Here is a 25602-nt window from a genome sequence, read left to right as displayed (position 1 = left end):
TTTGTAGTGAGAAGTATGAAATGTGCGTTGCAGATGCTCACTCAGCATTGACAAAAACAGGTTTAGTAAATTGAGCATCAAGTATTTATTTATCGGTAACAAATTATTTCCGATTGCCATGTACAGACTCACGGTAAAGGGAATCGTTCAGGGAGTCGGTTTTCGCCCCTTCGTTTACAGGCTCGCAAAGTCAATGGGACTCAAAGGCTATGTGAAAAATACCGGTGACGGCACGGTTGAAATTATCATAGACTCGCGGGTTGACGAATTCGTCGAGAGACTCAGGAAAGAGAAGCCGCCCATTGCAGTCGTTGAGTCTGTAAGGGTGGAAGAAGTCGATTTAAAACCTCCCGAGGACTTTACAATTGAAAAAAGCGGCGGAAGCAGAAAGGAACTCTCTCTTCCTCCCCCGGATGTTGCCACATGCGACGCCTGCCTTAACGAGCTTTTCAACCCTAAAGACAGGAGGTATCTCTACTCCTTCATCTCCTGCACCGACTGCGGGCCCCGCTTCAGCGTAGCGGTAAGACTACCCTACGACAGGGAAAACACGACATTCGTGGACTTTCCGCTCTGTAGCGAATGCAGCAAAGAGTACTGGGATGTTGAAGACAGGCGTTACTATGCGCAGTCCATCGCCTGCAGACAATGTGGGCCGGACTACGAGCTCGTTCTTGGAAACAGGATAATAAGAGGACTCGATGGAATAATAAGGGCTGCGGAACTCATAGATTCTGGCAAAATCATTGCAATCAAGGGTCTCGGCGGATACCACATCGCATGTATTACAGATGATGAAGTCGTATGGAATCTCAGGAAGATTCTGAACAGACCCCAGCAGCCCTTTGCAGTAATGGCGAGGGATGTGGAAGCTGTAAAAAGGGTGGCAAAACTCAGCAGCGAAGAGGAAAACGAAATGCTTAGCTACATCCGTCCCATAACCGTGTTGAGGAAGAAGGACGTTAATTCATTCTTCGCAGTTGCACCAGATCTCGATACCATTGGCATAATGCTGCCATATGCCCCGATTCACCACATACTCTTTCGTTTCCTGAAAGCAGACTTCATCGTTCTCACATCTGCAAACATGCCCGGAGAACCTATGTTCATCGATGATGGTGTCTTCAGCTTAGCTCTTGACGCCGTGCTTCGCCACAACCTCGTAATTGCCAACAGGGTTGACGATTCCGTGATTAAGTTCGTGGGAAATCACAGGATGATTATCAGGCGTTCCAGAGGTTTCGTCCCAAAAACCTTCAGCCTTAACGTTAATATCAACGCAATCGCTCTGGGAGCAGAACTCTACAACTCCATAGCCCTGCTTAAGGATGGTAAAGTCGTCCTTTCCCAGTACATAGGCAATACGGCAAACTTCAGGACCTATAACGAGTTTTTCAAGAAAGCCATAGATTTCTTTACATCTTTCCTGCGGATGGATCGCATCAATGCAGTGATATGCGACGCCCATCCGCTCTACAACACCTCCCGCTTTGCCGAAAAGCTGGCCGAGGATGCGAATTCCAAACTCGTCAGAGTTCAGCACCATTTCGCCCACGGAATGTCCGTTATGGCGGAAAGAGGGATAGACAGGGCTGTTGCCATAGCGGTTGACGGTGTTGGCTACGGCTTTGACGGCACTACATGGGGTGGTGAGGTTCTCCTGATAGATTTCGAAAATCGGCGATTTGAACGCGTGGGGAGGCTTGAGACCCTCGAGCTTCTTGGAGGAGATCTTGCAGTTCGCTTCCCGCTCAGAGTGCTGTTCTCGGCTGTGTATACTGAGAAGGGAGATTACAACATTCTCGAACCCTACAGCAGATATCTGAGGTCGGGTGAAAACTTCGAGCTCTTTGCGAAGCAAATAGACGAGGGTCTGGCATTGGCAAAGGCATCGTCAGCCGGCAGATATCTCGACGCGTGCTCTGCCATGCTCGAGCTGTGTTTCGAAAGGACGTACGAAGGAGAACCAGCGATGAAGCTTGAAGCGTGCGTAAAGGAGGGCGAGCCGTACTACGAGCCCATAATTTCAAGCGAAAGAGAAGAGGCAATCTATCCATCTCCATGCATTACAGAGGGGTTTGAGGCAAAGACGTCGGAGGTAGAAGTACTGAGGGTAAAACCAGTCATCTGTGACGCCCTTGAAAGATATCTGGAGGGGGAGACTAAATCCACAATCGCCTACCAGGTGATAGACTATCTCGCCTGCGGACTTGCGGAGATTGCAGCGAGGGCAGCAAGGAAGGCAAAAGCCGATGTCGTTATGAGTGGTGGTGTTGCCTTCAACTCCTACCTGACACCCCTCGTTGAAAAGTATCTCAGCGAGAAGGAAATCAGACTTTTCGTTAATGAAGAAGTTGCTGCAGGAGATAACGGCATAAGTTTTGGGCAGATTTATATTTCGAAGTTTCTGGAGGAGCTTGCATGAAGTTGATAAGAAAGGAGGATGGAGCCGGCGGAAAGTACATGATGGATTTTCTCAGGAAGCACGTCATATCGAGGTTCGATTCAAAGGCTGGAGAAATTGCCCTCTCAGAACTTGATGATTCTTCCGATTTCAACGGCTACGCGTTCACAACAGACTCATACGTCGTAAGTCCACCGGTTTTTCCGGGAGGAAGCATAGGCAGCCTTGCAGTTTGCGGTACTGCTAACGATCTCGCAGTAATGGGAGCGAAGCCGGCAGTCATGTCCATGTCTCTCATAGTTCAGGATGGCTTCTCCGTCGAAACTCTCGACAGAATTCTCGATGACATGGCTGAATGGCTCGAAAAAATAGATGCAAAGATAATAACCGGGGATACAAAGGTGGTTGAAGCGAATATAGGGATTGCTGTTAACACTACGGGCATTGGCCTGAGAAACGAGCACCTCGAGAAGAACCTTAGCATCGTTAGGGAATATCGTAGCTACCCCTATTCGTGGGTCAGAGACAGAGGACTCGCAGAGGGAGACGCAGTAATAATCACCGGCAACATAGCCGAGCACGCAGCAGCCATTATGGCGAGCAGAGAGGGTTTTGGATTCGAACTCGACGTAGAATCTGACGTTTATCCAGTCTGGCTTTTCCTGAAGAATGCTCTTGAGACAGGTGGCATTACTGCCATGAAAGATCCAACGAGAGGCGGAATTGCCGCGGCACTCAACGAGATAGCCGAGAAGAGCGGCGTTGGAATTCTCATCGAGGAGGAGAAAATACCGATAAGAGATGACGTGAAGAGCTTCTGCGATGTGCTTGGCCTCGATCCGCTCATGATGGCCAATGAGGGCAAAGTCGTAATGGGTGTCGTTGCAGATCTGGCTGAAGAGGTGCTTAAAGCTCTGAAAAAAGCTGGACAAAAAGATGCTGCAATTGTCGGTTACGCTACTTCGGAGTTTAGGGAGGTTGTTATAGAAACGACCATAGGCACCCGCAAAATTATGCCACCTCCAACTGCAGACCCCATTCCGAGGGTTTGCTAAGTTAACACCTCTTTTTTAGTTTGAGGTCTTGGATGATAAGAAGTTAGGAAAAAAGTGTTACTAAGTGTTAAGTTCTTTAGTTTTTAATTTATACTTGAGAAATTTGAAAAAAGTTTAAATAATCCCTACCTCACAATAAGGATTAACATCAAGACAATTTGATAGGAGGTGAAGGCATGAAACTTAGCAGAAGAAACTTTATGAAGGGAGTTGCAGCGCTGGGAGCAACGGCCTTTCTCACAACGTACAAATCCGAAATCGTTGAAGCACTTACAGAAGTCAAGGACTACTGGCACATCTGCTGGCTCAACGGTGCTGCTTGCACTGGCTGCACGATATCATTTGCCCAGGCAACCGAGCCGGACTTGGTCCAGATTTTGACGGAAATAACTGTGGGTACGTCTGGATTACCGATTGCTCTGCCTGATTACATGGAAACAATTCATCCCGCATCGGGAAGCCTTGCAGAGAGACTAAAGAAGGAAAGGTGGGAAAAGGGAACGAAAGGCAGAAGAATTCTTGTCGTGGAGGGTTCGGTGCAGGAGGAAGGGTACTGTGAGATCGCTGGCAAGGATTTCAGAGATCACTTGAGAGAAGCTGCAGAAATCGCGGATGCGATAGTTGCGGTAGGGCAGTGTGCGACTTTTGGCGGAATACCTGCTGCGAAGCCAAATCCAACCGGAGCCATGAGCGTGCAAGAGTTCCTGAAGCAGGTTGGAATTAATAAAACTGTAATCAACCTCCCATTCTGCCCTGCTCATCCGGATCACATAACTGTAATTCTTGCAGCGGTAATGATAGGTGCCCCGATAGAACTTGATAAATACGGTAGGCCGAAGGTCTTCTTTAGCACCAACATGCACGACGAACTGTGCCCCTACAGACCGTACTACGACAGGGGACTATTTACCACAAGACCTGGAGAAGAGGGATGCAGATTTAAGATGGGTTGCAAGGGTCCAATAGTTTGGACTGATTGTGCACTCAGAAAATGGAACAACCACACAAGCTACTGTGTCGAAACGAACATGTGCATAGGATGTGCTGAACCGGGATGGCCTGACAGATTCTCGCCGTTCTATTCGGAGGTTTCTGAGCTTCCGACTGTTCTCGGTTTCAACGCCACAAAGATCGGTGAGGGAATACTTGCAGCTACTGCTGCGGGTATAGCGATACATGCGGTAAAACACGTTGCGAGTAAAGGAAAACACGAGGAGAAGAAGGAGTAAGGAGGTGGAAGTATGGCAAAGGTGGTAATGGATCCCGTAACAAGAATTGAGGGCCATCTCGGCATTTCAATGGAAACTCAGGATATTACCACTTCGACAGGAACGTGGACGGTTGTTAAAGAGGCTTACAGCCACACAAACCTGTTCAGAGGTTTTGAGATCATTCTCAGGGGGAGAGACCCGAGAGACGCGTTTTTCATAACCCAGAGAATATGCGGAGTCTGTCCAGCCCCGCATGGTGAGACGGCGATACAGGCTTTAGACCACGCTTATGGAGTTACACCGCCTCCCGCGGCAATACTCATCAGAAACATCCTGCACGGAGCATACTACGTTTATGACCACATGATTCACACGTACCTGCTCATTGGCCCAGAACTCGGTGTTATATGCAAGTACCCGCCGATGGTTCCGCCGGCACTGGGTAAACCAGGAATTGCCAAACTTGGCCTTGGTTCGAGCTATGTGAAGTGTATAGAAATGCAGAGAAAGGCTAACGAGATTGTAGCGCTGTGGGGCGGTAAGTTCCCCCACCACACGAGTGAGTATCCTGGTGGTGTGACCGTCAAGCCAACTCTCGACAGAATTGCAACCACGCTTACCAACATGACAGAACTCTGGGATTTCGCCGTGAACACAATGGTTCCCGATTTGATGGCTCTTGTTGAGAGAAACGAGCACGTTGGCGAAGCGGTAAGTGCGCTGCTCGACATAGACTTTAGAGGACTGCAGGACTTGGGCCCAACGTATGGAAACTTCCTGAGCTACGGTCTATTCCCGGACGTGAACGACTACGACAAGTGGGTTGAGGCGCAGGATGGAAAGCCGACTTACAGAGACAACGCCCTGATAAAGGCCGGAGCATGGGATGGAGACTTCAAGAAGTTCGATCTCAGTAAGATTGCCGAGTACGTTAAGTATTCACGCTACGACGACAGCATTTCCGGCAGACACCCGAGGGAGGGCGATGTAATAGTAAGGAAGGACAAGCCTGGAGCCTACGCGTGGATGAAGGCTCCCCGCTATGAGGGCAAGGTATACGAAGTTGGACCTCTCGCAAGGATGATCAACACATTTGGCCTCCACTGGAAGATCGACGTTACCAACCCCGTAACTGGAGAGACCTTCACCTTCAAGTGGGACGTGCTGAACCCCAAGGGCTCGGTAATCGACAGGGTGGCTGCAAGAGTAGCCCAGACTGTCTGGTTCGCAACGAAGGTAATGGAGTGGGCAATAGAGCTCAAGCAGTACATGAGCGGCGACATCGTTGACAGAAGAATTCCAGACTATAAGTACGTTCCAGACAACGCAGAGGGCTTTGGTCTCTGGGAAGCTCCCCGTGGAGCACTGCTGCACTACACCAACATAAAGAACAAGAAGATCCACAACTACCAGTGTATCGTACCTTCAACGTGGAATTTAGGGCCGAGAGACGATATGGGTCAGCCCGGGCCAGTCGAAAAGGCGCTTGAAGGCACGTGGCTGCCAAAGAACCTCAGCGTGCCGGAGATATGCAATGTGCTGTACCCCGAAGAGGACATCGACCTCTCACCGCTGGGCATAAACAAGAAGGTAACGTGGGGTGATGCCCTTGCAACAGCCCTAACACCTCTCGGACTTGCAGAACTCAACATGGAGCCAGCAAATGGGGTGACGTACAACACATCTCTCGCAATAACCATCGTCAGGAGCTTCGACCCCTGTATTGCGTGCGGTGTCCACATAATCGAAAAGCGGTGATGCGTATGGCCGAAACGGTGGAAGTCTACCGCCATTCACTTTTTTACAGGATGTGCCACTGGGCCATAGTCATCACCGGCTTCATTCTTGCCTTTACAGGCATGCAGATGGCTGGACTTTACGGAGTAAGGATTCTTGGGGGTGGGCAGAGCCTTGCTGTGCACATAACCGTCAGTTTCGTCTTTGGGGCGCTATGGTTCCTGATGCTCTACTACATAATCGCCGAAGAGTGGAAGTGGTTCGGCTTTGGCAGGATTCCCTACAGCATAAAGTTCCTGATCGCTGAAGCAAAGGCCTGGCTTGGCATCGGGCCACACATCGAAGACCCGAGGGGTTACAATCCCGATAAGAACGAGTACGTGGAGAAGATAATACCCACGGAAGTCATGGTCTGGTGGATATACTTCGTCCTCGCGATGCTCATGGGCATAACGGGACTTGCCATGTACTACAGGGAGTTCTTCCAGCCGGTAATCGACTTTGCAGCTTCAATCGCGCCACTCTTCGGAGCTTACGACGGTTACGCGCTGCTCAGAGCAATTCACAGATTCGGCATGTACCTCTTCGCCATGGTAATGTTCATGCACGTCTACGCAGTGCTGATCTTTGGTGTGCTGCCGTCGATGATATCAGGCAGGAGGAAGGAGAAGGTAGTCAGAGAATGAAGAAAATCGTAGTGGTCGGCATCGGAAACATACTGCTCGGCGATGAGGGCTTTGGCGTAAAAGTCGTCGAAGAGTTGAGGAAGCTCGAACTGCCCGAGAACGTCGAAATTTACGATGGTGCAACGCTTGGCCTTCAAATTCTTAATTTTTTAGACAATGCAGATTTTGCAATAATTGTTGACGCTGTTAAAGCAGGCGGTAAGCCGGGCGAACTTTTTGTTTTTGAAATAGGCGATGCAAAGAACAGGGGCCCAATGCTCTCCATGCACGATCTCGACCTGGTTAAGGCAATAGAGATTGGAAAGCTTGCGTACAATCTACCTGAAAGAATTCTCGTCGTGGGTGTTGAGCCGGAGAAGATTGAAGAAAGCTTTGAGCTATCTGAAAAAGTAAAAAATGCCATTCCCAAGGCAGTCAGCAAGGTCCTCGAACTCATCAACTCAGCATGAGGCTAATCCACGTTAGGGCGAAGAGCCCGAGAGCCAGAACAAACAGCGCGTCCGCCATGTTTTTAATTATGCTCGCTCCCCTATAAAAGCTTATTCCTTAAATTCTCTAATGGCCCCGTGAAGTCGTCTCAATCATTAAATTGAACAGAACACCTAAGGCCTACTACTGAACTTCCAGTTCTGACCGATAGAACATCAGGATGTACTGGACGATGTAACCAATTCCTCCTCCTTAACGTGCCCGTCTGAATTCACTACAATAATGAGTTTCCTCAGACCCTCCACCATCTCGGCATCAATGTTCAGTGCCCTGAGAAGACCTTTGAAAAACGTCCTGAGAATTCTCTGCTCGCTTCTTGCCGAAAGAATCAGGGTGTATATTCCTTCATCTGCCTTAACCCTGAACCAGTTCTCATTCTCCATGTGTGTGAGGACATCTTGGAGGCTGTAGAGTCCCTTCATCCTGTACTGAATGCCGTGCTCGTACCCTATCTTCTCTACGATTTCCCAGAATTTTTCTGATGCAGTTTCGTTCAGCTCATCGAGCATCGCTACCCAGAGCTCTATGTCCACGATTACGTGCTCCCTTCCAGCGAGCAACTCAGCATAAATTTTGGTTTTCCCGGGAGAAACACCTTTCTCTTTATCCTTGTCGAATTCGGAGTAAACGGAGATGGCATTTCTTATTATTTCGGAGATTGTTTTATTTTCCTTTTTTGCGAGTATTCTAAGTATCCTGTCTGTATCGCTGTCAACAGCTACTGAGATTCTCTTGAGCTTTTCTGCCATAAACTCTATTGTATCCTACAGATTTAAAAATTTATTTAATAAATATTATTACCATGGCAGTATGGTTATCAATGGGTCACTATGTGGAACGGCAACTCATGTTTAATGTACTATCTGCGATGAATCTGATATTAACTTGGAGTGAAACTGAATAATAGATATTATCTAATAATAAAAACATATTTATTTTGAAACTGAGAATATCGCATATTGAGGGGGTGTCTGAGGTGGATGTTGAATGTGAAGTTCAGGAAAATGAGGAGAGACCGAGAATACTTGCGGTAATAGATGAATACGATGACAGCAAAAAGATTGCGGACAACATTGAGCAGGTGGCAAAGCCCTGGAAAAATCCGGAAATCTATGTGCTTTATGTGGTCGATCTGAGTTATCTGCCATCGGACATCTTTGCAGGCCTTGACAGGAAGTTCTACGATAAGCTGAGAAAGAAGGGTACAAAGGTTCTTGAGGAGGTAATATCTGAGTTAAAGAGTGATGGCTTTGACGCAAAGCCTGCCGGGATGTATTTCGGGTTTGCAGCTGAGGGCGTACTCAGGTACGAGAAACAGCTCAGACCGGACGTGATAGTAATCCACGAAAGACAGCAGGCAATAAAGAAGGCGATGAAAGGGTTTCCAGTTACCGTGGTTGCGGAAACGAGAACACCTGTGCTGATAGCTAAGTGATGCTATTTAATGTAACTATTTTAATAAATTATGGTGCTACAATTTTAATCCTCAGGCTATTTTAAATTGCACAATTTAGAATACTGACCAATTGCTACTCCCCGACAATAAAGTTACCTGTCGGGGTTTCACACATCTTGTACAGACTTAGCAAAGAGCGTCAGTAGAGCAGTTCTTCTTGACGATTATGAGCTTTCTGAATCCCTCGATTATCTCTACCGGGAGACCGATGGCTTTGAACATGCTCTGAAGAAACACTTTAAGAATTCTCTGCTCACTCCTTGTGAACAGTACAAGTGTGTAGCTCCCGTTGTTGGTGTTTACCTTGAACCAGTTCTCTTTTTCAAGGTGCGACAGTATGTCATCAATTCTCGTCATTCCCATAGCCTTATATTGAATTCCGTGCTCGTAGCCTATCTTTTCGACGAGTTCCCAGAATTCCTCGGAACCCTTCTGCGTGAGTTCGTCGAGTATGGCCGTCCACAGTTCTATGTCAACTATGACGTGGTCCTTGCTTGACAGGAGTTCAAGGTATTCAACGGTCTTCTCTGGTGAAATTCCAGCACCGTTCTCAATTTCTGAGTACATACCGATAGCACTTCTTATTATTTCTGAAACGGTTTTATTTTTTCTTCTTGCAAGAGTTTTAAGCAGATCATTGGTTCTTTCATCGACTGCCACTGATATTCTACGTAGCTTCTCAGCCATGATGTATGGCAGCACACCCACGATTTAAAAATTTTACTTCATAAATTATAACTAACTATAATATTCTATCCGAAAATGTAGTGCTTTATCATTCTATGGTACGATCCTGATAGTGAATGGTAGTGAAGTTCAATAAAAGATATTAAGTTATCACAAAAAGATTTATTTTCAAAAGATTGGACACCACCGGCAGCGAGGAGGTGAGGTAGTTGTGATAACAGTGCAGAGTAATAAATCCGAGGCTATACCAGAGAACAGGGCAAGAGTCCTGCTTGTTATCAGTGATTCCACAGGGACTGACGTTGCTGAGCGTGTCGTAAAATTTGTGAAATCGGGTTTCGATGCAGTAGTACTTGTGCAGTACATCGTAGACATGGAACCCATTCCGCCCATGGTATCTGTTGAGGAAGAAAAGAGATTCTTCAGCGAGATGAGGGAAAAGGGCAGGAGGATCGTGGAAAAAGTCATCTCGAAGCTTACCAGCGAGGGCGTAGATGCAAGATTCGTTGGCATGCACTTTGGAATTGCTGATGAGGAGGTACTCAGGGCTGAGAAGACCTTGAAGCCTGATGTTATAATCGTGGGATGCAGGAAGTCCCCGCTCAAGGGACTTTCAAAGGGTCTGGCTGAGAAGATTGTTGCTGAAGCAAAAACACCTGTTTTGATAGCAAAATAGAGGTGAAAAGATGGACGACTACGTAGAAGTAAATTCGACTGAGGAGGGGTGGTGAAAATGGGAGGTTTGCCTCCACCAGACGCGACCATAACCCCGGATATGTTTATAGCAATAGGGCCGAAAGAGGCGCTGTTTCTGATATTCCTGGGCATTCTTGGAGGTATGTTGAGTGGCTTTATTGGCAGCGGTGGAGCATTCGTACTTACACCTGGAATGATGTCTATTGGTGCTCCCGGCCCTATTGCGGTTGCGAGTAACATGTGCCACAAGTTCCCGAAGGCAATGGTTGGTGCATGGAGGAGGGCTAAGATCGGACACCTCGACGTTAAGCTTGCAGTCCTGATGGCGTTCTCGGCAATAGCAGGAGTTCAGGTGGGTATTAAAGTACAGGAGATGATTCTGGAGGCTCTCGGAACTGCTGGAACAAACCTGTACGTCAGCCTGGCGTTCCTGATCGTTCTTCCAGCTGTTGCAGCCCTCTGCATTAAGGACGTTATAAAGGCGAAGAAGGGCGGGTTAGAGGACACAGAGCCGAAGCTCGCCATGAAGCTCGAGAAGAAGTTCAGAATTCCGCCGATAATTCACTTCAAGGTTGCGGGAAGAAAGCAGTCTCTCTGGCTCACGATACCGACTGGTTTTGCAACTGGATTCCTTGCAGCAACCATTGCAGTTGGTGGATTCATAGGTGTACCATCGATGATATACATAATAGGTGCTCCGAGTGCCGTTGCAAGTGGTACTGAGCTGGGTGTAGCCTTCGTCATGGGCTTAACCGGAACATTCACGTGGGCATACAAGCTCGGCGCTGTTGACTTCAGAATGACAGCACTTATTCTTGCCGGATCGTTGTTCGGCGTTCAGATTGGAGCAGTGGGAACTACCTACGTAAAGCAGTATATGATCAAGCTCGCCATGGCAGTGGTAATGCTGATCGTTACGGTTAGCAGGGCACTGGCAATCCCCAAGTACCTCCACCAGCTCGGGTGGATTTCCCTTGACGAGTCAATGATACCTCTGGTAGATCAGCTGGTATTCTGGACAATGCTCATGGCCATGGTTGCCTGTGCGATAATCGTCCTGACACCCATGATAAAGGTAAGGAAAGAGCTTGCTCGCAGAGGCATGCTTGAGGATGCCCTGGTATCAAGCAGCGTTGACAGGAAGAAGCTGCTGCCTAAGGCAGTATTCTGGGGAGCAATCTCAATGACATGCTACGCGCTCCTCTTCAAATACGCAGACGCATGGACGGCATTCGCAACTTCAAAGACCATAGTTTCGGCACTTGGAGTAGTTGTCACAGCAATAGTCTTCTCAGTCGTACACGGAAACTTTGCTCACGCTGTCCTCGACATGCTGAACATCGGAGCGCTCAAGAAGGGCACACTGGAGAAGCTCGAGGCCATGGAAAGGGTGCCAGCAGCAGGAGGTGTCACGAGTGCTTGATAGAATTCTTTTTCCCACTGATTTTTCAAGGTACGCTGACAAGACCCTTGAATGCGGTCAGGAACTCATTGAGCTTGGAGTGAAGGAGGTAATCCTCCTCCATGTGATTGAAAGAGAAATCCTGGAGTACGTTGACTCCTTTGCTGGTGTGAGCGCTGAAGACCTGATAAGAGACGCGACAAAGGTTGCTGAGGAGAAACTCAAAGAAAGGACAAAGATCGTCGAGGAGATGGGAATAAAGGCCAGGTACGTCATAACAGTAGGAGACCCAGTTACAGAAATCGCAAAGGTTGCTGATGAGGAAAATGTCTCGGCAATACTCATGGGTGCCAAGGGAAGGGGGATGCTCTCCACAACCTTCCTTGGCAGCGTTTCTGAGGGTGTGCTCAGAACGTCAAAAGTTCCTGTAATCGTAACAAAGCTCAAAGTTGCCGAAAAAGACGGAGCCTACTACTGCGAGCTAGCACTCGGAAAAATGCTCGACCGAATTCTCTACGCCACTGACTTCTCCCCGAGTTCAGAAAAACTGCTTGACTACGTTAAAGGCATGGCAGGCAGGGAAGTCGTGCTGCTGCACGTGATGGAAAAGGGAGAGGACAGGGAAGAAGTTGAGTCGAAGCTTGATAGCATTGCCTCCCAGTTAGACAGGGTAGAGAAGGTTATAGCGGAAGGAAAGCCGTGCAAGGAAATCCTTAGAGTTGCGAAGGAGAAAGGGGCGACACTCATAATGGTGGGTTTCTCTGGCGGTGGCATATTCGGAAGCACAGCCGACTGCGTGGTGAGAAGAGCAGAAGTGCCCGTTTTTGTGGGCAAGTAATCTTCTATTTTTAATCTTTCCAATCCGGGTTATCGGTTACCTCAAAGAAACTTTACACGGATGCACTCCGCTCCGGCAGAACTCTCTGAAGTGGTTCAGCCACTTCGGGTCAATTGGGGATTCCTCAACAAACTTCACGAACTTCTTAAGCTGCGTAACTGTTTCAGGATGCAGAACGTGTTCAATTATGCACGCGTCCTCCTCCGCAATGTGTTTCGGAACACCAAGGGTAACGAGGAACTTTACGAGAATTTCCCTCCTCTCCTTCACGCTCTCTGCAACAGTTTTGCCCTTCTCCGTAAGGGCCACGAAAAGCCTCTTCTCGTAAACAACGTAACCTTCCTTTGCGAGCTTGGCAACCATCTCCGAAACACTTGCAGGCTTTACGTTCAGCTTTGAGGCGATGTCCTTTATTCTCGTGTAACCTTTCTCCATGCTCAACTGATATATTGCTTCGAGGTAGTCTTCAGTTCTTCTGCTCAGCATCTACCATCACCTTCATGGCAAGTCCTCTGCCAACAACAAGGCGAGTTCCGTTAACGGCAACTAGAACCGCCCCGCCGGAGTTCCTGATAACTCTGATTTCCTTTCCAGCGACGATTCCGAGATCTTCGAGATTTCTGTGAGCTCCTCTTCCACCGGCTATGCTGGCAACGATACCTCTGCTACCTTCTTTCATCAGTGCAAGTGGAGTAAGACTCATCAGTCTGTTAGGTAGTCCTAAATTATTTAAGATTTTCGGTATGCCTAAAAGAGTACTGTTCCACCATGTATACTCCCGCTATCGTCAGCACACCTCCGACAGCAATAAATGGTGTTATCTCCTCTCCAAGGAGAAAAACCGCCATGATGGCCGTAAAGAGAGGTACAAGGTAAACGAAGACTGCTACTTCCGTCGCGTCCATGTGCGAAAGCGCTGCATACCATACGACGTATGCGAAAACGGAGCAAAGGACTGAGAGATATAGTAGTGAAGCCCAGGCCTGAGGAGTCAGGGAGAAAATGTCCTCGATTCCTTCATAAAGGGCAAATGGGAGCAGTAAAAAAGTGCCCGCTGCGAAGGCATAGGCTGTAAGCGCTCCAGCCCCATATTTTTCGAGCAGGCGCTTACCGAGAACTGTGTAGATTGCCCACAGCAGGCCATCGAAGACCATGAGAACGTCTCCAAGAGCCGTTTGTCCAGAGAAGCCCGCATTAAATCCGTTGGAGATTATCATAACCACTCCTACAAAGGATACAATGATTCCGGCAACCTTTAGCCCGGTAAATCTCTCTCCGAGCAAAATGTACGACATCAGGGCTATAAAGATCGCACAGGTGTTTATGAGGATGGATGCGTTGGTTGCAGTCGTGAGTTTAAGCGCAAGAAACTGAACAGCGTAAAGAAGAGTCACCCCCGTCAGGGCGAGAACAACGATGTTTGGCAAATCTTTCAACTCAGGCAATCTGAGATTTCTGCACGCGATGAGCATGAGAGGTGTTGCAATCAGAAATCTGTAAAAAGCGAGGTTGAAGGGTGAAAGCTCCCTGAGCGCAATTTTTATCGCTATAAATGAGCCGGCCCATATGAGCATGGTTAAAAATAAAGCAGCAATGTAGAGCCTCCTTGCCATGCCCCTTTCCCGTGCCATCTGTTAATAAGCCTAATCGTCCCGCAGTAACGCATAAATAGCCAGCACTTAAAGTGCTCAGCGTTTCGGGTGTTACTATGAGTCACGAAATTCACTGGGCTGACTGTATTGCAGATGAACTGCTGAAGAGGGGAAAGAAACACAGGATAGCCACGGGTATAACCCCCTCAGGCCACATTCATCTCGGAAACCTGAGAGAAATGCTTACGGCCGATGCGGTAAGGAGGGCCGTCATAGACAGGGGCGGAGAAGCGGAGATGATCTACATAGCCGACACGTTCGACCCGCTGCGAAAGAGGTATCCGTTCCTTCCCGAAGAATACGAGAACTACGTGGGTATGCCCCTCAGCGAAATTCCCGACCCCGAGGGGTGTCATGAAAGTTATGCAGAGCACTTCCTCCAGCCCTTCCTCGAATCTCTCGACATCCTCGGCATAGATGTCAGGGTTGAGAAGGCTGATGAGATGTACAAGGAAGGGAGGTACGAGGAAGCCATAAAAACATCCCTCAGGAACAGGGATAAAATCGCCCAGATAATAAAAGAGGTTACGGGAAGGGCTGTTGACGATAGCTGGAGTCCTTTCATGCCTCTCTGCGAGAAGTGTGGTAGAATAAACTCTGCAAGGGTTACAGGCTTCGATGATGACTGGATATACTACTCCTGCCAGTGCGGGCACGAAGGAAAAGCCTCGTACAAGGGAGGAGGAAAGCTCGCGTGGCGTATTGACTGGCCGGCAAGATGGAAAATCCTCGGCATTACGTGCGAGCCCTTCGGAAAAGATCATGCAGCAGCGGGTGGAAGCTACGACACAGGCGTGAGACTGGCGAGGGAAGTCTTTGGCTTCGAGCCGCCTTTCCCCATAGTCTACGAGTGGATAAACCTGAAGGGCGTAGGAGCCATGAAGAGCTCGAAGGGCATTGTAGTGCCTGTAAGGGAAATGGTTGATGTTTTACCTCCTGAAATTGTCCGTTACATAATCATCCGCTCCAAGCCTGAAAGGCACATAGAGTTCGATCCTGCGGCGCTTCTCGACCTCGTTGATGAGTTCGAGGAGGCTGCGATGAACAAGGATAGAAGCGTAGAGCTTTCGATGGTTGAAAAGGTGGAATATTCTGAGGTGCCTTTCAGACACCTAATAGTCGTTGGTCAGATCGCTAAGTGGAACCTTGACGAAGTTCTCAAGATTCTCGAAAGGACGGGTTACAAAATCGATGAGGTTACGAGGAAGGATGTGGAGCGAAGGCTTGTTTACGCGAAGAGATGGCTTGAAAAGTTCGCACCTGAGAAGTTGAAGTTTGAGATTAAGGACAGCGTTGATGTGGAGTTCAGCGAGGAGGAGAGGAAGTTCCTCAACGAGTATGCGGAAAGGCTGAAGGAAGACATGAACCCTGAGGACATCCACGAACTGGTTTACGAGGTTGCAAACGAGCTTGGTATAAAGCCAGCGAAGGCCTTCAAAGCAATCTACAAGGCCATTCTCGGAAAAACGTATGGGCCGAGGGCTGGCTACTTCATCAAGTCTCTTGGCATAGAGTGGGTGAAGAGAAGACTGAAAGTATGAAGAGAATAGAGGCTGGAAGCTACTACAGATACCTGAGCGAAGGCTGCAAATTGTGCAGGAGGGGCGCAAAACTCGTCCTCTTTGTTACTGGGGAGTGTCCGCACTCCTGCTTCTACTGCCCCATTTCGGAGGAGAGGAGGGGCAAAGATGTCATTTTCGCCAACGAGAGAGAGGTAAGGAGTGCTGACGACGTCATTGCCGAAATAGAGCTGATGGATGCAATGGGAGCATCCATCACCGGAGGAGAACCACTGATAAAGCTCGAAAAGGTTCTCGAATTTGCAAAGCTCTTTAAGTCCTTCGACCTGCATGTGCACATCTACACGAGCATTCCTGCTAAACCCCACGTAGTGGAGAAGCTTGCAGAATATATCGACGAAATCCGCTTTCATCCAATAAATCTTGAAGGTGTTGAGAGATTCAGGGAGCCCATCGTTTACGCGAAGAAGCTCGGCATGGACGCAGGAATCGAGATTCCAGCGCTGAGGTTTTCCGAGGAGCTTGCAAGGCTCGTCAATGAGTGCGACGCTTTTATGAACCTGAACGAGCTCGAGTTCTCCTCCACCAACTTCGACGAGCTTATTGCCAGAGGCTACGAGCCGGGAGAGTTCTATGGAGATGTTAAAAGCGGAGAAATAGCGAGGATGTATGCCGAAGTGGTGGAAAAGTTCCACTACTGCACGGCTCTCTTTAAAGACAAGGCCCAGCTTAGGAGAAGACTCATACGGATGGCATTCAACCACCCTGACTTTTACAGAGTCACAAACGACGGGACTCTGCTCTGCGGGTTTATTGAAGGCGACATCGAGGTTGCAAAGAAAATACTCGATGCCGAGGGAGTAGAATACGTGGTTGTGGAAGGTGGAGTGGAGACCTCCATCGAGTTTGTGGAGGAAAGGAGTGAAGATTTAAAAGCTGCCGGCCTTAAGGTAAGTATCATTGAGAGATACCCGACATCAAAGAGAATTGTCGTGGAATCGATACCGCTGTGAGAGCATGAACAGGCAGGAAATTGAGTCAAGACTCAGGAAGTACCTCGAGAGAGACAGAAGTGGGATAAGGAAAGAACTACTCAGGATTCTCCTCGAAGGAGGAAAGTACACTACCGACGAGATATTCGAGAGACTCAGTACAAGGGCGATAAACCAGCGCGGAGTATCTGCGATGGTTGGGCTGATGTGTGCACGCCTCGGGATCATCAAAACCGAGCTTGGAGAGAAGAACAGGTACTATATCAAACCCGAATACGCAGATCTCGTCAGGGAAATCCTTCGGGAGTACGAAGGAAAATGATCAGATTCATCAGGTTCATCTACGAAAGAATGCTCATAAAGGAGATTAAGCCCTTCGGAATGCCCAACCACGTAGCTATCATTATGGATGGAAACAGAAGATTTGCAAGGAGACGCGGCCTGCCACCGCAGGCTGGCCACGTCTTCGGTTCGAGGAAGGCTGAAGAAGTGCTCAACTGGTGCTGGGAACTGGGAATAAAGAACGTTACAGTGTACGCTTTCTCCACAGAAAACTTCAATAGGAGCGAGGAGGAGAAGCAGAACATATTCAAGTTAGTGGCGAAGGAACTCAGGAGGCTCGCGAAGGACAGGAGAATACACAGAAACAGGGTGAAGGTTAAAGTTATCGGAAAGCTGGAAATGCTGCCCGAATACGTTAGAGAGGCCATCAGAGAAGTGGAGAAAGCAACGCAAGGCTATGGAAACTTCAACCTCAACATAGCTCTTGCCTACGGTGGCAGACAGGAGCTGATCGACGCAATAAGGGGCGTGCTGCACGACGTTAGGAGAGGAGTACTGCGAAGCAGAGACATCGACGCCAAAACTCTTGAGAAATACCTTTACGGTGAGGGCGACTACGCGAGCGTTGACCTCGTGATAAGAACTGGTGGGGAGCAAAGGCTTTCAAACTTCCTGCCCTGGCAGACTGCCAACAGCGTTGCTTACTTCTGCGACGCTTACTGGCCCGAGTTCAGAAAGATAGACCTGCTGAGAGCGATAAGAGCGTGGCAGCAGAAGAAGATGGCCGTAAAAAAGCCAGCGGTTAGGATGGAGGTGGCAGAAGCATGACGTCCAAGCTGGAGTACGAGTTCAAGAGGAAGCTCGAGGAGCTTGAGAAGCTCAAGGGTAGGGGGACGGAACTCATAACCCTGTATATTCCCCCGGACAAGAACATTGCAGATGTAGCCTCGCAGCTGCGAAACGAGCTCAGCCAGGCATCGAACATCAAATCCAAGCAGACCCGAACGAACGTTATGGCCGGGCTGGAGGCAATACTCCAGAGACTCAAGTATTTCAAGAAACCCCCTGAGCATGGAATGGTCATAATAAGCGGTGTTGTTGACATGAACGGCAAGCAGAAGCACATCACCGAGATCATCGAGCCTCCAGAACCTGTGCCGCTTTACAAGTACCACTGTGACTCCTCCTTCTACCTCGAACCTCTTAAGGAGATGCTGAAAGAGAAGAAGATGTACGGGCTGATAGTCATAGACAGAAGGGAAGCAACTATAGGCATCCTGAGGGGCAAGAGGATTGAAGCGCTGAGCTACACAACGTCGATGGTCCCCGGCAAGCACAGGCAGGGTGGACAGAGCAGCGTGAGGTTTGAGAGGCTCAGGGAGATAGCAATCCACGAGTTCTACAAGAAGGTTGGCGAGAAGGCTACCGAAGCTTTACTGCCCCACAAAGACCAGCTCCTCGGGATACTGATTGGAGGACCATCTCCAACGAAAGAGGAGTTCTACGAAGGAGAATACCTCCATCACGAGCTTCAGAAGAAGGTTGTGGGACTCTTTGACGTAAGCTACACCGATGAGAGCGGACTCTACGAGCTTGTCGAGAAGGCAGAGGATGTCCTGCAGGAACTCGACCTGATGAAGGAGAAGAGGCTCATGGGAAGGTTCCTCAAAGAAGTTGCAAAGGACGGGCTTGCGGCGTATGGAGAGGATGAAGTGAGGAGGTATATATCGCTTGGAGCGGTTGACACGCTGCTGCTCAGCGAAGACTTGAGGCTGGAGAGAGTAAAGTACCGATGCCCCAAGTGCGGGGCTGAGAGGGAAATAACCGTCAGAGAAGGCGTTTCGAATCCGCCAGTTTGCGAAGAAGACGCCATCCCCATGGAGGAGGTCGAGAGGCAGGACATCATCCTTGAGCTTTCCGAGCTTGCGGAATCCATGGGTGCCAAAGTAGAGTTCCTTTCGACGGAGAGCGAGGAGGGGGCGATGCTATACAACGCGTTTGGAGGTATTGCTGCCATACTCCGATTTAAGCCGGATTGAGCTGGTTGTATATTCATTTACGGGTGACTTTGGGATCAGTGGTAGCTTCACCACGGTACCCGACCTCTAACTCTCTGTTCGGGGCTTGGTCAAGGTCTGCCATTGCTGAATGCGGCGGCAAGTAATTCAGTGCAGCGAAGAAGCTACAATGGGAGTCACGAACGTCTCAATCAGAGCAGCGACAAACAGCATGGGTACGACTATTTTCAGACATTTGCTTACTGCAATTTTAAAGTCCTCCTTTAGATCCACATCTTCTCCTCTCAAGCGTCTAACAAATCTCGTGCCCAGCCATGTTCCGTAGCTGCACGCGAGAATTATTGCAGGTATTTCGAGAATTCCATGTGGCACGAGGTAGAGTAGCGTTTTCTCAAAACCGAACTCAAGCCCCTTAACGTAAACGACGAGGCCAATAAGGTATCCGTTAAGAGCTATAAAGCTCAGGGGAAATATTCCAAAGAAAAGCCCCGCTGCCGTGGCAATTATGGCCTTTATGGAGTTGTTCAGAAAGATGAATGCAAAGATTGTGAGAGGGCCAGCATCCTTGATAAATTCAAAACCCTCAAAGACTGCCTCAATCTTGCCTTCCGCCCCTTTAATATCGGCAGAGGCGTGGTAGAATCCAGCGACGATGGAGGCTGCAAAAACTGCTGTTACGAGAATAATGTGATTTTTGATATCCGGTTCCATAAATTCCTTTATCTTCCAAGCATTATAACTTTACTCTGCAACTTGCACCCATTCTGATTACACCTGGAAGGTCATGCGGAGCGCATCTCTCAACCCTGGGGCAAGGCCAAGAACGATCAGGACAAACTTCACGAAGTTTATGAGTTCTGTGTCTTCTTCATCTCTGCTCGAGTCGAGTACGTAGAGGATTGCCGCGAAAACGATGACCTTTGCAGGAATCATTATCCATGGCCCAAACGTCGATATCAAAAACCTCGGGAGAACATGTAGTTCCCAGTATCCGAGGAACTGTATGCCGAAAAACGTGGCCCAGCCATCAACCATGTGGGAGAAGAAGACCATATAGCTCAGGAGATTGCTCATGGGGCTGTAGAACTTTGACGTGAGCAGCCGGTAAGCAGAGCAGAAGAGGGATGCAAGGATGATTGTGGAAGGCAGTATCCATGCGTTCACAACTTCGAGATTTGAGAAGAGCAGCACGAGAACCCCGCATGACAAAACAAGTCCGAGCATTCCGTAATGAATCCAGTACCTCTCTCCTCTCAGCCTGATTGAGAGTACGAGCGTCGGAAAGGCTATGCAGAATATGACCACGTAAATTAACGGAGTCATGAAGAAGTACGAAACGGGCGGGTTGAGGAAACCAGCGTCTTCTACGACTCTAACTGATGCACCGAGGATTACGTAGGGGATGTTTCCAGCCACAAACCTCTCATCGAACTTTACGTCGTACTTTTTAAGGGTTCTGTAAATGAGGATGACTGCAGCAACAAGGATTAAAGCCCATGTTAGCGTGTTAACGGGGTTGTATCCCTGCTTGTAAACGATCGAATCGATGTAGTACTTTTTTATGAAATCCCAGAGCATGCCCAGCCTGTTGCTTCTGCAGCTTTAAATTTTACCCATTGGTACTGGCGGGCTGTGAGGTGATTTTAGCTTAAAATACTTAGTCTCTACCAGTTATCGCCGGAATTAAAGAGGAAAAAACAGGAATTTACACTCCAAAGCACGCACCACCGTTAAAAACCCATATCGGGCATTGAATCCTTCTGCATGAGTGTTTTGTGATGTATGTTTTTTCTAGGTCACACCAGTAAACCCCCATATTGTTCACCTCTGGAGCGGGTGCATCTTATGGAACTTAACATACTTAAATGTGGCTGTAGAGTACATGATAATGATCACTTACAGACGACCTTACTCTGTAGAAATCTCTTCCAAAATAAGCTGTGCATCTTCAACGTTCTGCGGGCTTAAAAACTTGAGAAGTTCGATACATATCAGCATAATTGCCTTCTTGTGGTGCAGCTTGCTTTTGTGGATATGGGAAGGGAACACACCAAGTTCTTTGTATGCCTGAAATTTCGATATGCCTGCGAGTTCGAAAAGGCGTTTGATGCAGAAGAGCGTGGAGTGAATGACAATTATCTCCTTCTTGCGCATACTCCGTCGATGTCAGTAAAAAATAAAAGCTTTGTCAAAAATATTAATAATGTTTAAAATATAATTTAGATTAATATCCATCGTAAAGCCTGCTGCACAGATACCTCGAAAGTCCTGCTTTTTCAACTGCCTCGCAGACCTCCTCTATGTTATACTCTACCCTCTCAAGCCTCAGCTCTCCGGATTCGGTGTCGTAGATTGCATATGCAGCTCTCGCATCGCCATCCCTCGGCTGTCCAACACTTCCAGGATTGAAAAATAGCTTTCCACCATGCTCCTTTACGAACTGAATGTGTGTATGTCCCACAACGATGTGTTTATCAGCATCTTTCAAAAATTCGTCTGTTATTGGGTCTTCGGGAAAAATGTAGACAATATAGGCTGCCTCGCCTTCAGCGGGCATGCCATGGTATATACTGAGCTCGCTTGTTTCGATGTTGAGAGGAAGCTCTCTGAGCCACTCTAAGTTCTCTCCGGTCAAAACCTGCCTGGTGTAAATGCCTGCCTCCATAGCAATCTGGTTCATTCCTGCAAAGTCTCCAGAAGCGATGGCGACGTCGTGATTCCCCGCCACACTCTCGATTCCTTCTCTCCTGAATACCTCTACAACTTCGTTTGGAAATGGGTAATAGCCGACAACATCGCCAGCAGAATAAATCACATCGCAGCCTGTGAGCTTTTCGAGAACCTCTTCAAGTGCTACCAGATTTGCATGGACGTCGGAGATTATCCCGATCCTCATACCCACTCCATTGTCACGAACTTTATGATGACAAAGGCGGCGAGAGATGAGAGAGATATACCAAGAAGGAAGCTGTCAAGCGGGGGAAAACTGTTGTTGTTTATCCACAACACGCCATTGACCACACATATCGAGACGAAGGTGGCGATTGACGAAAGCAATGCCCCGCTCATAAGAAGGTAGGGCATTTGAACGCCACGATGCTCGAGGAAAACGGAGAAGAGTATGAAATACAGCGTAAATGCCAGCGCCACGTAGTGGGGCTGGAAGTAAATTTTCATGGTGGTAACGATTCCGTAGAGACCGTAGGCCCATAGAAGGATTACGAAGCCGAATGCGAAGGATGCGGCGAGGTGGATGTACAGCTTCCTGAGCAGTTCACCTTCAAGATTCATGTCAGCCTATTGGCTGGCTTAAATTATAAAAGTTTGCCTTCAGGTGTGCTGGTAGCTCTCAAGGAGCCTGAGGACTTCTCTGTTTTTGCTCACGTAGTTCTTAAGCAGGTCGGCAGTCATGAAGTCCACCATTGCGAGGAGTTTATCTTTGCTCTCGCAATCATCAAAGTAGTCGAGTGACTTCCTGCTGATGTTTGCGTACTCCCTTATGAGCTGGAGCGTTCTCGCAACTGCTTCCTCAAACCCATAGCGCTCCTCGTAAATCATAGGCAGCGTTCTCGACTCAAACTCGGACTTCTTGTCCTCGAATATCTCAAGGTACTCGAGCAAATCATCAACGAGCTGGTAGGCAATACCGAGGTTGTTCCCGTAGTTGAAGAGATACTCGGCTGCTTTTTTATCATCGCTCACTATTCTGCACGCATTTTTAGCACTGTAGGCGAACAGCGATGCAGTCTTCGCTGCAATACACTTGAAGTAGTCTTCCTCACCAAAGCCCCCGTTCTTTATGCTGTCTATGTCCATGATTTCCCCTTCGGCCATCATCATGCCAACTCTCGCGAAGTCTCTTATGACCTCCTCGTTGTAAACAGAGACAAGTTCGACGGATTTTGATATCAGCCAGTCTCCGACAAGGATAGCGAGAGAAGTATCATATTTTACATGGAGTGTTTCGACGTTTCTTCTCACCACACCTCTATCGATTACATCGTCGTGGGCAAGGCTTGCAGTGTGAATAAGCTCAACAGCAAGGGCAACATTCATTACCTCACTCCACTCGCCCCCGCATAGCCTGCCACTCAAAAGGACAATAATAGGACGAGTTCTCTTACCACCCGCTTTGATTATATGTCTTAAAGCCTTTTTAACCTTTGGTATGGCATCAACCTCGTTAACGAGGTTATCCAAGGCCTCATTGACAACCCTGTATTCTTCCCATTTCTCGATCATTTGAGCAACCTCTCCGCGATGGTTTAAACAATTTACTCTTTTTAAACTTCTCGCTGACCCCTTTACAATAAAAATTTTATGATGCTTCTATTAATTTAGTGCGTGGGAAGATACGAGGAGCTTATGGAGAAGCTGAAGAGCAGGAAGATACGCAGAGAAGAGCTCGTAGAGCTGAAGGGTATAGTTGAGAGGAGGATAGATGAATTCGAGCAGTGTGGGGAATGCGAAAAAGCTCAGAGCGAAGCAGTTATTCTTGGCATGGTAGAGGGGTTACTGAAGAAAATGGATAGAAGTCAGCCGTAAACCCTCAGTATGTTGTAGAATGTATCCCTCTCAGCTGGCACCTTACCTGCTCCTTTTATAAGCCTGAGCAGCCTCTCCTTGGGCAGGTAGAGGGGTGTTTTCGCTCCGGCTGCGTGTGTAACTTTTTCCTCCATCAGCGTACCATCTGTATCGTTTGCCCCGTAGTTTAAGGCAATCTGGGCGAGCTTCTCACCCAGCATGACCCAGTATGCCCTGACACTCGCAAAGTTGCTCAGAACTATTCTCGAAACAGCTATCGTTTTGAGAACATCAATAAGATCTGTTTTCTCCTTTACAAGTCCCAGTTCTTTGAGCCTCGTATTTTCCGGATGGAAAACGAGGGGTATGAATGCAACAAAGCCGCCTGTTTCTTCCTGCAACTTCCAGAGTCTGTAAAGGTGTTTCGCCCTGTGCTCAATACTCTCGATATGTCCGAAGAGCATCGTCGCGTTGCTTCTGATGCCGAGGCTGTGGGCCGTCCGCATAACTCCAAGCCACTCGTCGCTTTTTGCCTTGTTCGGACATATGACCTTTCTAATTTTATCATCAAGAATTTCCGCTCCCCCACCGGGCATTGCCTGCAGGCCAGCCTCCTTAAGCCTTTCAAGGACTTCTTTAACACTGCACTTCTCGAGCTTCGACAGGAAGTGGACTTCGGTTGCTGTCAAGGCTTTTATCACGACGTCCGGAAACTTCGCCTTTATTGCGGAAAACATCTCCTCGAAGTACTCGAGACTGACTTCAGGATTGTGACCCCCTACTATGTGAAGTTCCGTCGCCCCTGCCTTAACGGCCTCCCCTGCCTTCCGCAAAACTTCATCGACGCTCATTAAATATCCGCTTTCGCGATGAAAGGCACAAAGAGGACACTTCGAGACACAGACGTTCGTATAGTTAATGTGTCTGTTCACTACGAAGGTTACGTAGTTATCATTCAGATTGTTTGCTATCTCCCCAAGTTCGTGAAGCTCGAGGCTGAATAGCTCCTCTATTTTTCTCGGTGTCCACGTTCCGTTTTCTTCCATCGCTCAATCTCCTCCCTGATCTCTCTGATCTCCTTCCTGAGCTCAACATTGCTCCTGAAGAGAAAGTCACTTATCATACCAAACACAATAACCTGGAGACCCGAGATTATCAGTAAAGCCGTAAGGATGGCGAGAAGATAGTGAGTCACGTTTTTGAACCAGTCGTAGACAACATAGCTGCCAATCAGAATTCCAGACAGAACAAGTGCAAGACCAATGAAGTAAAAGTATCTGCCAGGGCTGTACCTCTTGAGCATTCCGTAAATTGTCGCCCCTATTTTGAAACCATCTTTCAACGGGTGGAGTTTCGTTTTTCCTCCCCTCTTCCTGTAGGTTATGGGAACTTCAAGTATCCTGAAACCCTTTGCTATTGTTTCGACGGTCAGCTCAGTCTCAACTTCAAAACCGGGTTTCCTGAGCTCTACGTTCTTGTAAACTTCTTTTGTAAGGGCTCTGTACCCTGAAAGAATGTCGTGAAGTTCAACACCGTAAACAAGGCGAAAGAAGAAATTGAGCACCTTGTTTCCGAAGAGGTTCAGCCTCGTAAACGCCCCTTTTTCAAAGTTCGCGAACCTGTTTCCCACTACATGGTCTGCTATGCCTCTTCTTATCGGTTCGAGGAGCCTGTTGACCTCTTCTGGCATATAGCTGCCATCTCCGTCAACTATTACCACGACATCACTGTCTATCATTTCGAAGGCTTCCCTTATAGCCTGGCCTTTCCCTTTCCCAGTCTGGATTACTACCTTTGCACCCATTCGCTCAGCTATCTCCCTCGTTCTGTCCGTGCTTCTCCCATCTATGACGAACACGTTGGTAAAGCCCTGCCTCAGAAAGCCCTCAATAACGTAGCCTATGTTGCCCTCTTCGTTCAGCGTTGGGATCAGTATGCAGACGTCTTTCATGC

The 25602-nt window shown here is 48.2% G+C and carries 29 protein-coding genes; 16 read left to right on the top strand and 13 right to left on the bottom strand.

What is annotated here, in order from left to right:
* The first annotated feature begins 118 nt into the window (after positions 1-118).
* The 6 genes from hypF to ARCVE_RS00685 all read left to right on the top strand — a co-directional run bounded on the left by hypF (position 119) and on the right by ARCVE_RS00685 (position 7542).
* Positions 119-2425, top strand: coding sequence for a carbamoyltransferase HypF (gene hypF, locus ARCVE_RS00710; protein WP_013682860.1), 2307 nt, complete (start codon positions 119-121; stop codon positions 2423-2425).
* Complete coding sequence (gene hypE, locus ARCVE_RS00705; RefSeq protein WP_013682859.1) at positions 2422-3459, top strand: hydrogenase expression/formation protein HypE; 1038 nt, start codon at positions 2422-2424, stop codon at positions 3457-3459. The genes hypF and hypE overlap by 4 nt, the downstream gene beginning before the upstream one ends.
* Positions 3460-3635: 176 nt before the next feature.
* Positions 3636-4688: a hydrogenase small subunit gene (locus ARCVE_RS00700; RefSeq protein ID WP_013682858.1), complete on the top strand. Its 1053-nt coding sequence runs from the start codon at positions 3636-3638 to the stop codon at positions 4686-4688.
* Between the two features lie 12 nt (positions 4689-4700).
* Complete coding sequence (locus ARCVE_RS00695) at positions 4701-6428, top strand: nickel-dependent hydrogenase large subunit (protein ID WP_013682857.1); 1728 nt, start codon at positions 4701-4703, stop codon at positions 6426-6428.
* A 5-nt stretch (positions 6429-6433) separates the two neighbouring features.
* Positions 6434-7093, top strand: coding sequence for a cytochrome b/b6 domain-containing protein (locus tag ARCVE_RS00690; RefSeq protein ID WP_013682856.1), 660 nt, complete (start codon positions 6434-6436; stop codon positions 7091-7093).
* Positions 7090-7542 (top strand): hydrogenase maturation protease, encoded by a 453-nt coding sequence (locus ARCVE_RS00685; protein WP_013682855.1) that lies wholly within the window; start codon positions 7090-7092, stop codon positions 7540-7542. Before ARCVE_RS00690 ends, ARCVE_RS00685 begins: the two co-directional genes overlap by 4 nt.
* Before the next feature lie 195 nt (positions 7543-7737).
* On the opposite strand, the gene ARCVE_RS00680 is transcribed toward ARCVE_RS00685, so the two are convergent.
* Positions 7738-8331: a ribbon-helix-helix protein, CopG family gene (locus ARCVE_RS00680; RefSeq protein ID WP_013682854.1), complete on the bottom strand. Its 594-nt coding sequence runs from the start codon at positions 8329-8331 to the stop codon at positions 7738-7740.
* 227 nt (positions 8332-8558) lie between these two features.
* Between ARCVE_RS00680 and ARCVE_RS00675 the strand changes: the two genes are divergently transcribed.
* Positions 8559-9017 carry a universal stress protein gene (locus ARCVE_RS00675; RefSeq protein WP_013682853.1) on the top strand — a complete coding sequence of 153 codons (459 nt, stop codon included), beginning with the start codon at positions 8559-8561 and terminating at the stop codon, positions 9015-9017.
* Positions 9018-9164: 147 nt separating this feature from the next.
* Here the strand turns inward: ARCVE_RS00675 and ARCVE_RS00670 are convergent, their stop codons facing one another.
* Complete coding sequence (locus tag ARCVE_RS00670) at positions 9165-9725, bottom strand: ribbon-helix-helix protein, CopG family (protein WP_013682852.1); 561 nt, start codon at positions 9723-9725, stop codon at positions 9165-9167.
* Positions 9726-9936: 211 nt separating this feature from the next.
* Between ARCVE_RS00670 and ARCVE_RS00665 the strand changes: the two genes are divergently transcribed.
* Genes ARCVE_RS00665 through ARCVE_RS00655 form a run of 3 tightly spaced genes read left to right on the top strand, consistent with a single transcriptional unit; the run spans position 9937 to position 12661 of the window.
* Positions 9937-10401 (top strand): universal stress protein, encoded by a 465-nt coding sequence (locus ARCVE_RS00665; RefSeq protein WP_013682851.1) that lies wholly within the window; start codon positions 9937-9939, stop codon positions 10399-10401.
* A 57-nt stretch (positions 10402-10458) separates the two neighbouring features.
* On the top strand, positions 10459-11844 hold the full coding sequence (locus ARCVE_RS00660; RefSeq protein WP_013682850.1) for a sulfite exporter TauE/SafE family protein: 1386 nt from the start codon (positions 10459-10461) through the stop codon (positions 11842-11844).
* Positions 11837-12661 (top strand): universal stress protein, encoded by an 825-nt coding sequence (locus ARCVE_RS00655; protein WP_013682849.1) that lies wholly within the window; start codon positions 11837-11839, stop codon positions 12659-12661. The genes ARCVE_RS00660 and ARCVE_RS00655 overlap by 8 nt, the downstream gene beginning before the upstream one ends.
* 36 nt (positions 12662-12697) lie before the next feature.
* Here the strand turns inward: ARCVE_RS00655 and ARCVE_RS00650 are convergent, their stop codons facing one another.
* From ARCVE_RS00650 to ARCVE_RS00640, 3 genes are read right to left on the bottom strand one after another with little or no spacing between them, the layout of a single operon-like run.
* On the bottom strand, positions 12698-13147 hold the full coding sequence (locus ARCVE_RS00650) for a metal-dependent transcriptional regulator (protein WP_013682848.1): 450 nt from the start codon (positions 13145-13147) through the stop codon (positions 12698-12700).
* Complete coding sequence (locus ARCVE_RS00645; protein ID WP_013682847.1) at positions 13128-13364, bottom strand: FeoA family protein; 237 nt, start codon at positions 13362-13364, stop codon at positions 13128-13130. Before ARCVE_RS00645 ends, ARCVE_RS00650 begins: the two co-directional genes overlap by 20 nt.
* 22 nt (positions 13365-13386) lie before the next feature.
* Positions 13387-14274: a DMT family transporter gene (locus ARCVE_RS00640; protein WP_013682846.1), complete on the bottom strand. Its 888-nt coding sequence runs from the start codon at positions 14272-14274 to the stop codon at positions 13387-13389.
* Between the two features lie 95 nt (positions 14275-14369).
* Between ARCVE_RS00640 and lysS the strand changes: the two genes are divergently transcribed.
* The 5 genes from lysS to prf1 are packed head-to-tail and all read left to right on the top strand — an operon-like array spanning position 14370 to position 19146.
* Positions 14370-15854 (top strand): lysine--tRNA ligase, encoded by a 1485-nt coding sequence (gene lysS / locus ARCVE_RS00635; protein ID WP_013682845.1) that lies wholly within the window; start codon positions 14370-14372, stop codon positions 15852-15854.
* Positions 15851-16846, top strand: coding sequence for a radical SAM protein (locus tag ARCVE_RS00630; RefSeq protein ID WP_013682844.1), 996 nt, complete (start codon positions 15851-15853; stop codon positions 16844-16846). The genes lysS and ARCVE_RS00630 overlap by 4 nt, the downstream gene beginning before the upstream one ends.
* A gap of 4 nt (positions 16847-16850) precedes the next feature.
* Positions 16851-17147 (top strand): DUF2551 domain-containing protein, encoded by a 297-nt coding sequence (locus tag ARCVE_RS00625; RefSeq protein ID WP_013682843.1) that lies wholly within the window; start codon positions 16851-16853, stop codon positions 17145-17147.
* Complete coding sequence (gene uppS, locus ARCVE_RS00620) at positions 17144-17935, top strand: polyprenyl diphosphate synthase (protein ID WP_013682842.1); 792 nt, start codon at positions 17144-17146, stop codon at positions 17933-17935. Before ARCVE_RS00625 ends, uppS begins: the two co-directional genes overlap by 4 nt.
* Entirely contained in the window at positions 17932-19146 is a 1215-nt protein-coding gene (prf1, locus tag ARCVE_RS00615; protein WP_013682841.1) for a peptide chain release factor aRF-1, read from the top strand. The genes uppS and prf1 overlap by 4 nt, the downstream gene beginning before the upstream one ends.
* Positions 19147-19272: 126 nt before the next feature.
* Here the strand turns inward: prf1 and ARCVE_RS00610 are convergent, their stop codons facing one another.
* The 6 genes from ARCVE_RS00610 to ARCVE_RS00585 all read right to left on the bottom strand — a co-directional run bounded on the left by ARCVE_RS00610 (position 19273) and on the right by ARCVE_RS00585 (position 23367).
* The gene (locus ARCVE_RS00610) at positions 19273-19836 is read right to left on the bottom strand and encodes a stage II sporulation protein M (RefSeq protein ID WP_013682840.1); all 564 of its coding nucleotides are present in this window, start codon (positions 19834-19836) and stop codon (positions 19273-19275) included.
* Between the two features lie 57 nt (positions 19837-19893).
* Complete coding sequence (locus ARCVE_RS00605; RefSeq protein ID WP_013682839.1) at positions 19894-20703, bottom strand: DUF63 family protein; 810 nt, start codon at positions 20701-20703, stop codon at positions 19894-19896.
* A gap of 330 nt (positions 20704-21033) precedes the next feature.
* Positions 21034-21279 carry a UPF0058 family protein gene (locus ARCVE_RS00600; RefSeq protein WP_013682837.1) on the bottom strand — a complete coding sequence of 82 codons (246 nt, stop codon included), beginning with the start codon at positions 21277-21279 and terminating at the stop codon, positions 21034-21036.
* Positions 21280-21349: 70 nt separating this feature from the next.
* Positions 21350-22021 carry a metallophosphoesterase family protein gene (locus tag ARCVE_RS00595; protein WP_013682836.1) on the bottom strand — a complete coding sequence of 224 codons (672 nt, stop codon included), beginning with the start codon at positions 22019-22021 and terminating at the stop codon, positions 21350-21352.
* A complete protein-coding gene (locus ARCVE_RS00590; protein WP_013682835.1) occupies positions 22018-22416 on the bottom strand; it encodes a hypothetical protein in 399 nt (132 codons plus the stop codon). The genes ARCVE_RS00595 and ARCVE_RS00590 overlap by 4 nt, the downstream gene beginning before the upstream one ends.
* 39 nt (positions 22417-22455) lie before the next feature.
* Positions 22456-23367, bottom strand: coding sequence for a polyprenyl synthetase family protein (locus tag ARCVE_RS00585; protein ID WP_013682834.1), 912 nt, complete (start codon positions 23365-23367; stop codon positions 22456-22458).
* Positions 23368-23469: 102 nt separating this feature from the next.
* On the opposite strand from ARCVE_RS00585, the gene ARCVE_RS00580 reads away from it, so the two are divergent.
* The gene (locus tag ARCVE_RS00580; RefSeq protein WP_048085410.1) at positions 23470-23670 is read left to right on the top strand and encodes a hypothetical protein; all 201 of its coding nucleotides are present in this window, start codon (positions 23470-23472) and stop codon (positions 23668-23670) included.
* Here the strand turns inward: ARCVE_RS00580 and ARCVE_RS00575 are convergent.
* Both ARCVE_RS00575 and aglJ read right to left on the bottom strand, forming a co-directional pair.
* Entirely contained in the window at positions 23661-24695 is a 1035-nt protein-coding gene (locus tag ARCVE_RS00575; protein WP_013682832.1) for a CofH family radical SAM protein, read from the bottom strand. The genes ARCVE_RS00580 and ARCVE_RS00575 overlap by 10 nt on opposite strands.
* Positions 24659-25600 carry an S-layer glycoprotein N-glycosyltransferase AglJ gene (gene aglJ, locus ARCVE_RS00570; protein ID WP_013682831.1) on the bottom strand — a complete coding sequence of 314 codons (942 nt, stop codon included), beginning with the start codon at positions 25598-25600 and terminating at the stop codon, positions 24659-24661. The genes ARCVE_RS00575 and aglJ overlap by 37 nt, the downstream gene beginning before the upstream one ends.
* Positions 25601-25602 lie beyond the last annotated feature (2 nt).

Source organism: Archaeoglobus veneficus SNP6 (genome assembly GCF_000194625.1).
Taxonomy (GTDB): Archaea; Halobacteriota; Archaeoglobi; order Archaeoglobales; family Archaeoglobaceae; genus Archaeoglobus_C; species Archaeoglobus_C veneficus.
Note: the sequence above shows the minus strand (reverse complement) of the source record. Positions and strands in the feature narration are given on the sequence as shown.

Coding starts and splice junctions, on each gene's coding strand:
- hypF (WP_013682860.1), top strand. CDS start 119: ATGTACAGACTCACGGTAAAGGGAATCGTTCAGGGAGTCGGTTTTCGC.
- hypE (WP_013682859.1), top strand. CDS start 2,422: ATGAAGTTGATAAGAAAGGAGGATGGAGCCGGCGGAAAGTACATGATG.
- ARCVE_RS00700 (WP_013682858.1), top strand. CDS start 3,636: ATGAAACTTAGCAGAAGAAACTTTATGAAGGGAGTTGCAGCGCTGGGA.
- ARCVE_RS00695 (WP_013682857.1), top strand. CDS start 4,701: ATGGCAAAGGTGGTAATGGATCCCGTAACAAGAATTGAGGGCCATCTC.
- ARCVE_RS00690 (WP_013682856.1), top strand. CDS start 6,434: ATGGCCGAAACGGTGGAAGTCTACCGCCATTCACTTTTTTACAGGATG.
- ARCVE_RS00685 (WP_013682855.1), top strand. CDS start 7,090: ATGAAGAAAATCGTAGTGGTCGGCATCGGAAACATACTGCTCGGCGAT.
- ARCVE_RS00680 (WP_013682854.1), bottom strand. CDS start 8,331: ATGGCAGAAAAGCTCAAGAGAATCTCAGTAGCTGTTGACAGCGATACA.
- ARCVE_RS00670 (WP_013682852.1), bottom strand. CDS start 9,725: ATGGCTGAGAAGCTACGTAGAATATCAGTGGCAGTCGATGAAAGAACC.
- ARCVE_RS00660 (WP_013682850.1), top strand. CDS start 10,459: ATGGGAGGTTTGCCTCCACCAGACGCGACCATAACCCCGGATATGTTT.
- ARCVE_RS00650 (WP_013682848.1), bottom strand. CDS start 13,147: ATGCTGAGCAGAAGAACTGAAGACTACCTCGAAGCAATATATCAGTTG.
- ARCVE_RS00645 (WP_013682847.1), bottom strand. CDS start 13,364: ATGAGTCTTACTCCACTTGCACTGATGAAAGAAGGTAGCAGAGGTATC.
- ARCVE_RS00640 (WP_013682846.1), bottom strand. CDS start 14,274: ATGGCAAGGAGGCTCTACATTGCTGCTTTATTTTTAACCATGCTCATA.
- lysS (WP_013682845.1), top strand. CDS start 14,370: ATGAGTCACGAAATTCACTGGGCTGACTGTATTGCAGATGAACTGCTG.
- ARCVE_RS00630 (WP_013682844.1), top strand. CDS start 15,851: ATGAAGAGAATAGAGGCTGGAAGCTACTACAGATACCTGAGCGAAGGC.
- ARCVE_RS00625 (WP_013682843.1), top strand. CDS start 16,851: ATGAACAGGCAGGAAATTGAGTCAAGACTCAGGAAGTACCTCGAGAGA.
- uppS (WP_013682842.1), top strand. CDS start 17,144: ATGATCAGATTCATCAGGTTCATCTACGAAAGAATGCTCATAAAGGAG.
- prf1 (WP_013682841.1), top strand. CDS start 17,932: ATGACGTCCAAGCTGGAGTACGAGTTCAAGAGGAAGCTCGAGGAGCTT.
- ARCVE_RS00610 (WP_013682840.1), bottom strand. CDS start 19,836: ATGGAACCGGATATCAAAAATCACATTATTCTCGTAACAGCAGTTTTT.
- ARCVE_RS00605 (WP_013682839.1), bottom strand. CDS start 20,703: ATGCTCTGGGATTTCATAAAAAAGTACTACATCGATTCGATCGTTTAC.
- ARCVE_RS00600 (WP_013682837.1), bottom strand. CDS start 21,279: ATGCGCAAGAAGGAGATAATTGTCATTCACTCCACGCTCTTCTGCATC.
- ARCVE_RS00595 (WP_013682836.1), bottom strand. CDS start 22,021: ATGAGGATCGGGATAATCTCCGACGTCCATGCAAATCTGGTAGCACTT.
- ARCVE_RS00590 (WP_013682835.1), bottom strand. CDS start 22,416: ATGAATCTTGAAGGTGAACTGCTCAGGAAGCTGTACATCCACCTCGCC.
- ARCVE_RS00585 (WP_013682834.1), bottom strand. CDS start 23,367: ATGATCGAGAAATGGGAAGAATACAGGGTTGTCAATGAGGCCTTGGAT.
- ARCVE_RS00575 (WP_013682832.1), bottom strand. CDS start 24,695: ATGGAAGAAAACGGAACGTGGACACCGAGAAAAATAGAGGAGCTATTC.
- aglJ (WP_013682831.1), bottom strand. CDS start 25,600: ATGAAAGACGTCTGCATACTGATCCCAACGCTGAACGAAGAGGGCAAC.